Raw genomic sequence first — 9,366 nt, 5'->3', positions numbered from 1 at the left:
CCACGAGGTCTCCGGTGTTCAGGTTGTTCTTGGTCGATCAACCCTCTTACCGGAGACCTCATTCGTTGTCGATCTACGACTCGCCCAAGCGGCAGCCCGCCTCACAAGACTTCGATACACGCCCTAGCCCGCCCGGCGAGACAATCGCATGTGGGATGCTCTGAGCATGGCCGCGACTAGTCCTGCCCCTGTGACCTTGGTGCTCGGCGATGAGGAACTGCTCGCCGACCGTGCCGTGAGCGCCGTGGTGGCCGCGGCGCGAGAGGTGGATCCGGGGCTGGAGTTGCACGATCTCGTGGGGGCCAAGGTCGAGCCCGGGCAGGTGTCGGGGCTGACGTCGCCGTCGCTGTTCGGGGACGGGGCGGCGATCGTGATCAGGTCCGCGCAGGATCTGGGCAAGGACGTGATCGCCGAGGTGGTCAAGTACACCGCCAGGCCCGCCGAGGGGATCGTGCTCGTGCTCGCCCATCCGGGAGGGGTCAAGGGCAAGGCCCTCGTGGACGGGGTGAAGAAGGCGGGCGCCCAGGTCCTCACGGTCAGCAAGATCACCAAATCGGGGGAGCGGCTGGACTTCGTCAAGGGTGAGATCAGGCGTGCGGGCCGGACCATCGCGCCGGATGCCGCGCAGGCATTGGTGGACGCGGTCGGGAGCGACCTGCGGGAGCTCGCGGCGGCGTGCAGCCAGCTCGCGTTCGACACGCCCGCCGATCGCAAGGGCATCGATGCGGCGGCGGTCGCCCGCTACTACCGGGGGCGGGCCGAGGTGACCGGGTTCACGGTGGCCGACGCGGCCGTCGAGGGCCGGCTCGCCGACGCGCTTGAGCAGCTCCGGTGGGCGCTGGGCACGGGAGTGGCCCCGGTGCTGCTCGTGAGCGCGCTCGCGGGCGGGCTGCGGTCCCTCGCCAAGGTCGGCGGGGCCCCGCGCAACCTGCGCGGCGGGCAGCTCGCCTCGCACCTCGGCATGCCGCCGTGGAAGGTGGACCGCGTCAGGCGTCAGCTCGGCGGCTGGCGCGCGGACGGCATCGCCCGGGCGATCCAGGCGGTCGCGGATGCCGACGAGCAGGTCAAGGGCGGCGGCGCCGACCCCGCGTACGCCTTGGAGCACGCTGTCCAGACCATCGTGGCGTGCCGTGCCGCGACCCGCTGAGGCGTATTCGGCCGGTACCTGAGTTGCGGCGACCCTTGCAGGTCGGCTGTGACAACAGTCGGGCAGGCTGCTGGGTTGTGCTGCCGAGCAGTGGTTCAGCCGTCCGAGCCGGCATCGGACGGTGGCCTCGAGGACGAAGAACAGGAAGGCGGGGGTTGCTCGCAAGGTCATGGAGGCCGTCGGGGAACAGGTCACGGACGGCCGGGCCGGGCTGCGGTTCGCTGCGCTGTCTGGCTATGTCAGAGCGGAGTAGCAGCGGATGTTCGCGAGTTCTGGCAGCGCTCGGCGATCTTCGATTCGGCGGAATGTTGGCGAGAACCGGCAGCGCCGGGAGCAACTGGCCGGCGTACGTCCAGCTCCCGGCCCCGCGCGGACCGCTGGCAAAACTCAGCGACAAGGAGGGGCGGCCTGGGCGTGCGCTGTCAGCTCCCGCATCCATTCGCTGTCGGTTCCCACCAACAAAGCCAGCTGTCATTCTCACCAGCACCCACACGCTTGCCGGTGGCCGCTGGGTCAGGTTTTGGCGGGCTCGGGGGTGGTGAGGGCGCCGTCGTGCATTTCCAGGACGCGGTCGGCCAAGGTCATCAGGCTGGGGTCGTGGGTGGCGACGAGGGCCGTGACACCCTCGGTGCGTACCAGGGCGCGCAGGAGTTCCATGATCTGGCGGCCGGTCTGGGAGTCGAGCTGTCCCGTGGGCTCGTCGGCGATGAGCAGGCGCGGGCGGTTGGCCAGGGAGCGGGCGATGGCGACGCGCTGTTGCTGGCCGCCGGACAGTTCGTAGGGGCGCTGGTTGGCGTGCCGTTCCAGGCCGACGAGGGCCAGCAGCATGGCGGTGCGCCGGTCGCGTTCGGCGGCGGGCAGTTTGGCCAGGCGCATCGGCACGCCGACGTTCTCCGCCGCCGACAGCACCGGGATCAGCCCGAACGACTGGAACACGAAGCCGATCACGTCGCGGCGCAGCGCGAGCAGGCCGTCCTCGGGCATGGCGGTGACCTCCTGCCCCGCGACCATGACGCGGCCCGCGTCCGGGCGGTCGAGGCCGCCCACCTGGTTGAGCAGGGTGGTCTTGCCGGAGCCCGAACGGCCGCGTACGGCGATCAGTTCGCCGGGAAACGCCTGGAAAGAGGCCTCTTTGAGGGCGACGACCTCATTCGGGCCGTTCCGGTAGACCTTGCGGACGCCCTCCACGACGACCAGCGGATCACTCATCCTCGCCACCCCCCGACGCTTCCGGCCACACTCCGATGTGGTCCCGTTCCAGCTCCAGCCGCACCCGGCGTTCCATGTTCAGCGCGTTGATGAAGTCGCGGGGAAGCTGCAACCGCCCAACGCGGTCCAGCACCGCGTACTCCTCGGCGATCAGCCCCCCGTCCCCCGACTCCCGGCGCAGCGTCTCACTGCTGGTCCGCCCGTCGCGGATGCCCACGGTACGGTCCACCTGCTCCGAGACCAGGTCGTCGTGGGTGACGATCACCGCGGTGACCCCCAGCTCCCGGTTCGCGCCGCGCAGCGCGGCGAAGACCTCCTCGGAGTTGTCGCTGTCCAGTTCGCCGGTGGGCTCGTCGGCCAGGATGACCTCGGGGGAGTTGGCCAGCGCGACCGCGATGGCGACCCGCTGCTGCTCGCCGCCGGACATCTCGCCGGGGCGGCGGGTGGCGCAGTGCGGCACGCCGAGCAGCTCCAGCAGCTCGGCCGCCCTGGACTGGGAGGCCCGCTTGCCCGCCAGCCGCATGGGCAGCGTCACGTTCTCCTGGCCGTTCAGGTAGGGGAGCAGGTTGCGGGCCGTCTGCTGCCAGATGAACCCGACCACCTCCCTGCGGTACCTGAGCCGGTCCTTCGGCTTCATCGACAGCAGGTCCATGCCGGCCACCCTGGACACGCCCGCCGTCGGTACGTCGAGCCCGGACAGCACGTTGAGCAGGGTGGACTTGCCCGACCCCGACGCGCCGACCACGGCGATCAGCTCGCCCTTCTCCACCAGCAGGTCAAGGCCCTGCAGGGCGACCACTTCGACGCCCTCGGTCTTGTAGATGCGCACCAGGTTGTCGCACAGGATGTGGGCGTGCTCGCCGAAGGCGGGGCGGGCCCGGGTGGCCTGGGCCTCAAGATCCGACAGCGACGGGGTTTCGGTCGTCATTCAGTCACCTACTCTGAGCGCGGAGCCGAGCGAGCGGCGGCGGGCGATGGCGGCGTGCGCGAACGCGCCGGCCACCGCCACTCCCGCCAGGCCGATGGCCAGCAGGGAGGGGGTCAGCACATCGACGGGGTAGCCCTCGATCCGGACGTCGCCCGTGTAGACGCTGAGGTCGATGCCGGGGCCGAGGGCGGCGGGCAGGGCCAGCCCGAGCACCAGCCCCACCAGCGCGGTCAGCACGATCATAGGGGCGATCTCCAGTACGGTCAGGCCGCGGGCCTGCCGTTCGGACATGCCGAGGGTGCGCAGGTAGGTCAGCGCGGTGCTCCGCTCGGCACCGGTGATCACTAGCACGATGATCACCGCGAGCAGCGCGTAGCCGCCCAGGGCCAGGGTGACCACCAGCAGGGTGGTCTGGACGGTCCCGGCCAGCGGGGTGGAGGTGATCCGGCTCAGTTCGCCGTTCACGGTGGTCACGATGGGCGGTACCGACAGCCCGGCGGCGGCCGTCAGGCGCGCCGGGTCCAGGTTCGTGCCGCCGATCAGCAGCGTGTTGATCTCGGTACGCGAACCGGCCCGCTCGTTGGCGTCCAGCGGCACGACGACGAGGCCCCGCGGCTCGCCGTACACGCCGGGCAGGGCCGTCACGGTGCCCTTGGGCACCACGGTCAGCCGTGCCTTCCAGCCGATCTGGAGCGTGGCGTTGCCGATCAGTTCGGGGCTCACCAGGGCCGGTACGGCCGGCGCGGGCACCGCCTCCGGCGGCGCGGGCATCGACAGCGGCGTCCCGGCCAGGATCTTCCGGTAGGCCGCCAGATCCACGGCGAAACCGGTGCCGAACACCCCGCCGCTGCCGATCTGCACCGACTCCTTGGCGGCCGGTACGACCTCACGGACGCCGGGCACCCGCCGTACCCGCTCGATCGCCTCGGGCGGAATGGCCACGGCGCTGTCGATCCGCGCGTCGGCGCCGGCCCGCTGCCAGGCCGCCTCCCGCTGGGTCGAGGTCAGGCCGTTGGAGATCACCGCCGCGAAGACCGAGACGGTGAGCGCGGGCAGCAGGATGAGCACCGGCAGCGCGCTGAACGACCTGGCCCGCGCCGCCAGCGTGAACCCCAGGAACGCCACCGCCCGCGGACGCCGGTCCACCAGCGCCGAGATCGCCCGCAGCGGATACGGATAGCACCGCACGGTGATCAGCGCGCCGGCCACGGTCAGCGCCACCGGCACGACCATCAGGAACGGGTCGGCCCCGCGCTCGGCGACCGACGTGGTCAGGCCACGGGTGCGCAGCAGGTAGGCCCCGCCGAGGGCGAGTACGACGACCACCAGTTCCAGCATGAGCCGCCGCGGTGACGGACGGCGGCTCACCACGTCGTCGCGCCGGTCGTGCAGCGGCTTGCGATGGGCGAGCGCCGTCCGCCCGGCCGCGAACAGCACCGCCGCCAGCGCGAGCACCACGGGCCCGATGTGCGAGATCGGCGTGAGCGGCCCCGGGACCAGGTACGACAGCAGGTACCCGGCGGCCGCGGCGGGCACCGCGACCGCGGCGGCCACTCCCGCGCCCGTGCCCACCACCTGGCCCAGGGAGCCACCGCGGGCGCGCATCAGGGCGAGCGTCGGCCGGATGCGCTCGGTCAGCAGTTGCACGGCGAGCGCGATCACGCCCAGCGCGACGGCGGCGAGCCCGGCCAGGATGAGCAGCAGCAGCGACTCGGCGTTGCCCAGCCGGACCAGGTAGTCGCCGAGCAGCGTGGCAAGGCCCGTGGTGGCCCGGCCGGGCGAGCCGCCGCCGGGCAGTACGCCCTGGCCGATCGTCTGGCCCATGGCCAGCGTGCCCGCCTTGTCGACGAACACCGACGTGGCGTCGATCACCTGGCGGGCGTTGCGCGCGTCGATCGCGGCGGAGTCGACCCCGATGATCCACCGATAGGTGAGCTGGCGGGCCCGGCCGTCCAGTTCGGCCAGGGTCGCGGCGGAGGTCAGCGCGGTGATGTAGGTGTCGTTGTTGTCGCTGCCCGGCTGTGACTCGATCCTGACGGCGAGCATGTCGCGGTTGTGGTCCCAGTACCGGTCGCGGGGGGCGACCGGCTCGAAGATCGCGGTGACCCGGGCGGCGATCATGTCGCTGTGCCCGAGTACCAGCGTGGTGCCGACCGGGATGTCCATCCGCTGCGACGCCTCCCTGGTGAGGGCGATGTCGAACTGCGAAATCCGCTCCCCGCCGGGCCGCTCGGCGGTGGTGACCGGCCCCGGTGCGGTCCCCTCCACATAGCGGACCCGGCGGTCGGCGTCGGACAGCCAGCCGATGTTGACGTACTGGTGCTTCTGGTGACCGGGGCCGATGCGCCCGGAGACGGGGGTCTGCGCGGTCGTGGCGGCGGCGTGCGTCCGTGATCCGGGCCCGAGGTCGGCGACGGCGCGCAGGTCCGTCGGCAGCAGCCGCTGCCAGCGGTCCATCGCGGCGTCGAACCCCTCGGCGTCGCCGATGACATCCGCGTCGACCGACTGGAGTACGGCCAGGTCGGTCCGGTGCGCCGGGACGGAGTTCATGACCTCGTGCAGGGCGTTGTCGTAGGCGCCCTGCACGGCGCGGGGCAGCCCGCCGATCAGCAGCGACGCGGTCAGCGTCAGTACGGCGAGCACCGCCGCCGCCCCGCGATGCACGCGGGTGGCGAGCACGAGCACGTTCACCGGTCCTCCCCGGCCCGAAGCGCACCGCCGAGGGCCTGCCTGCGCAGGGTCCTGGCGAGTCCGGCGACGATCAAGAACAGTAGCGCGGCCACCACCGCCAGCAGCCCGGCCGTGGGCAGCCACGGGATGTCCAGCGTGACGGCGGGCGTGACCGCCGTCGCCTGGCCGGTCACCACGATGTGCGGGACGACCAGGAGGGCGACCGTCACCGCGAGCCCGGTCCCGGCGGCCAGCGACAGCCCGATCAAGAACGCCTGCTCGACCGCGAGCAGCCCGAGGACCTGCCGGAAGTTCATGCCGAGCGCGCGCAGGATGGCGAACTCCGCCGCTCGCTCGCGCGCCGCGACCGCCGCGTTGACCATGAAGCCGAGCAGCGCGAACACCAGCGCCGCGGCGAACCCGAGGATCAGCGCCCCCTGCAGTCCGCTGGCCAGCGGGTCATCGCGCAGCTCGCGGGTGAGCGCCGCGCGGTCCACCACCGTCTGGTCCCACTCGGGATGGCGGGCCAGCTCCGCGGCGGCGGGCGCGGTGTCGCCGCCGCGGGCGTCCAGCCACCATTCGGTGGCCGGCCGGGACGGCGCCCCGGCGATCATGTCGCGCGCCTGCACGGTCGCCCAGTCGGCCAGTACGGCGGGCCGCCCCGCCGCGCCCGGCAGCGTGTCCACGATGCCCGCCACGGAGATCGGGGTGGGACGCTGGTCCAGGGTCACCGTCGTCTGCTGTCCGGTGGCCAGCCGCTCGCTGACCGCGAGGTCCCGGGTGACCAGCACCGGCAACGGCCGGGCCGCCATCGCGCCGAGGTCGGCGCCGTCCGGGCCGACGGGCAGCAGCGTCACCCGCTCGACGCCCGGCTGGGCCGACACGCTGAACAGGCCCTTGTCCGCGGCGACGGTGAGACCGTCGGCGGCCTGGTGTCCCCACCGGTGTCCGGCGGGCAGCGCGACCGCGCCGCCGTCGCCGGTGCGGACGCCCGCCAGGGTGACCTGCCCGCCGCCCTGCGGCACCGAGATCGTGAACCCGCGCACCGACAGGGGGTGGCCGAGCCTTCCGGTACGCCCGGCCAGCGCGGCGAGGTCGGCCTTCATCGCGTTGTCCCCGGCGCGCAGCGGGCCGAGCCATACGTCGTGCCGTACGCCGAGCGCGTCCTCGATCGTCAGCCGCGCCTCGGCGGGGCCGGAGGCGGCCTCCACGCGGAAGTCCAGGAGCAGTTCCCGTGGCTCGCCGGGGATCGGCAGCGCCGCCGTCGCGGGCCGGTTCGCGGTCAGCCGGGCGGCGATCGCGGGGAGCGGGTCGGCCGAAAGGTCGGGGCGCAGGTTGAGCAGCGCGGGCAGCCGGTCGCCCCGCAGCGCCAGCATGGTCACCTGGTTGCCGCCGAACTCGGCGCTGCTGCGGTAGGCGGGGCTGAGCGCCGCGACGCCGGGCAGCGCGGCGTAGGCGGTGCCGCGGCCGAGCGGCCCCAGTTCGGCGGCCTCGGCGGGACCGGCCACCCGCAGGTCGGCCCCGGCCTGGTGCCGGGCCTGGTCCTCCTGGGAGCCGCGCCAGGTGGCCGCGGTCGCCATGGACACCACGCCGATGGCCACGGCCATGGTGAGCAGCAGCGCGGGCCCGGAGTAGCGCATCGGACGCCTGCTGACCTGCCACGCGCCGAGCGCGGGAGCGAGGCCGGCGCGTCGCGAGGTGATCCGCTCGGCCAGCGCCGACACCCGGGGGACCAGGCGCAGGCCCAGCATCCCCCCGCACAGCAGGGCGAGCGCGGGGCCGGTGACGATCAGCGGGTCGATGCCAAGGCCCCCGCCCGCCGTCTGGGTGACCGGCGCGCCGTACCGCTGGAGCTGCCAGATGGCCAGCGCCGCGACGCCCAGCAGCGCCACGTCCGCCCCGGCCCGCTGGAACAGGCCGCTGCGGTCGCCGCGGCCCCGCGCCGACTGCTCCTCGACGTACGTACGTCGCGCGCCCCGTACGGCGGGCAGCGCGAGCAGTACCGCGCAGGCCAGTGCGACCACCCCGGACACCAGGAACCCGGCGGCCCCGGCGGCCGAGGACGGCTGCACGCCCGACGCCCTGATCCACGGGATCGAGGCGACCAGCCGGAGCAGGGGGGCGGCCAGGAACGGCGCGGCGATCGCGCACGGCAGCGCGACCAGCAGGGCCTCGCCCCCGGCCAGCGCGGCCAGCCGTACGGTGCCCGCGCCGCGCGAACGCAGCAGCGCGACCTCCATGCGGCGGTGGTCGGCGAGCAGCCGCGCGGTCAGCATCAGGGCGTAGGCGGCCAGCAGCAGAAGTTGCAGGATGGGCACCAGCATGGTGGAGCGGGCCACCAGGCCGGCCGTGGTGAGCTGGGCCGACATCACCGGCAGGTTCGTGGTGACCGCGCAGTCGGCGCAGCCGGGCAGCGCCGCGTCGTCGATCCGGGTCAGCGCACCGACCGAGGCGGCGAGCGGGCCGAGCCGGTCAGGGGCGAGCGTGCGCAGGTCCGGTTCGCCGAGCCAGGTCGCCGCCACGCTGGTGGTGAAGCGGCCGGCGAAGGTCTCCTTGGGCACCACGAGCGGGCCGTACGTCGTGTACTCGCCGGCCTCGATACCGGCGGAGAGCAGGCGTTGGGCGGCCCAGCGCTCGTCGGCGGGGTCGTTGAGCGCGAACACGCCCGCGATCCGCACCCGGATCGGCTCGCGCCCGCGCAGCCGGGAGGCGACGGTGATCTCGTCGCCCGCGCCGAGGCCCATGCCTCGGGCGGCGGTCTGGGAGAGCGCGGCCTCGACGACGGGCGTGCCCTCGGGTGCGGGGGAGGGCCAGCGGCCCGATTCGATCCGGGCGTGCCGGTCGATGCCCTCGAACACCCCGAACCTGGTCAGATCCGGCGTCTCCCGCTTCTCCTGGCCGGGCATGGCGTAGGAGTCCGACAGCGCGTTGATCGTGACGGTGACCGGGAGGCCGCCGTAGGCGCGGGTCACCCGGTCTCTGACGGCCGCGTCGAGGGCGGGGAAGCCGTCCTTGGTGACGGTGGAGGTGAGCCGGGTGGCGGTGGTGAGCGAGGAGGCGTTCTGTACGGCGCGGCGTACGCCCATGTCGACCACGGACGACGCGTACGTGCTCAGCGCGACCAGGGTGGTGGTCGCCAGCAGGATCGACCCGAGCGCGGCGAGCAGCAGCAACGGTTCGCTGAACGCGCGTCGCAGGACGAGCGGCGCCCTCCCCCGCATGAGATCCGCCTTCCGGTGGTGCTCGCTTGTCTCACGTTCCGTATGCACCATTGAGGAGCAGGACGGGATCGGGCAATAGGGCGGATATCACGGTTGCTCAGCCGATACCCCCTGGCTATGCGGATGTGATATCGAAACTGTGACAAACCTATGACGAGCGGGGGTTATCCATCCGCTACGGAGATGTCGCA

General features: G+C 73.1%; 5 protein-coding genes. 1 reads left to right on the top strand and 4 read right to left on the bottom strand.

Going from position 1 to position 9,366, the window contains the following annotated elements; genetic code table 11:
* Positions 1-166 precede the first annotated feature (166 nt).
* A complete protein-coding gene (gene holA, locus ACH34R_RS03330; RefSeq protein WP_397559780.1) occupies positions 167-1,147 on the top strand; it encodes a DNA polymerase III subunit delta in 981 nt (326 codons plus the stop codon).
* Between the two features lie 513 nt (positions 1,148-1,660).
* Here the strand turns inward: holA and ACH34R_RS03325 are convergent.
* The 4 genes from ACH34R_RS03325 to ACH34R_RS03310 are packed head-to-tail and all read right to left on the bottom strand — an operon-like array spanning position 1,661 to position 9,175.
* On the bottom strand, positions 1,661-2,356 hold the full coding sequence (locus tag ACH34R_RS03325; protein WP_397559779.1) for an ABC transporter ATP-binding protein: 696 nt from the start codon (positions 2,354-2,356) through the stop codon (positions 1,661-1,663).
* A complete protein-coding gene (locus ACH34R_RS03320) occupies positions 2,349-3,284 on the bottom strand; it encodes an ABC transporter ATP-binding protein (RefSeq protein WP_111168940.1) in 936 nt (311 codons plus the stop codon). Before ACH34R_RS03320 ends, ACH34R_RS03325 begins: the two co-directional genes overlap by 8 nt.
* Positions 3,285-5,975, bottom strand: a complete 2,691-nt coding sequence (locus ACH34R_RS03315; RefSeq protein ID WP_397559778.1) for a hypothetical protein — start codon at positions 5,973-5,975, stop codon at positions 3,285-3,287.
* Positions 5,972-9,175, bottom strand: coding sequence for an FtsX-like permease family protein (locus tag ACH34R_RS03310; protein WP_397559777.1), 3,204 nt, complete (start codon positions 9,173-9,175; stop codon positions 5,972-5,974). Before ACH34R_RS03310 ends, ACH34R_RS03315 begins: the two co-directional genes overlap by 4 nt.
* Positions 9,176-9,366: the final 191 nt, after the last annotated feature.

The sequence above is a fragment of the Spongiactinospora sp. 9N601 genome, from assembly GCF_044326295.1.
Taxonomy (GTDB): domain Bacteria; phylum Actinomycetota; class Actinomycetes; order Streptosporangiales; family Streptosporangiaceae; genus Spongiactinospora; species Spongiactinospora gelatinilytica.
This window is presented reverse-complemented; position numbering and strand designations above follow the sequence as displayed.

Coding starts and splice junctions, on each gene's coding strand:
- holA (WP_397559780.1), top strand. CDS start 167: ATGGCCGCGACTAGTCCTGCCCCTGTGACCTTGGTGCTCGGCGATGAG.
- ACH34R_RS03325 (WP_397559779.1), bottom strand. CDS start 2,356: ATGAGTGATCCGCTGGTCGTCGTGGAGGGCGTCCGCAAGGTCTACCGG.
- ACH34R_RS03320 (WP_111168940.1), bottom strand. CDS start 3,284: ATGACGACCGAAACCCCGTCGCTGTCGGATCTTGAGGCCCAGGCCACC.
- ACH34R_RS03310 (WP_397559777.1), bottom strand. CDS start 9,175: ATGCGGGGGAGGGCGCCGCTCGTCCTGCGACGCGCGTTCAGCGAACCG.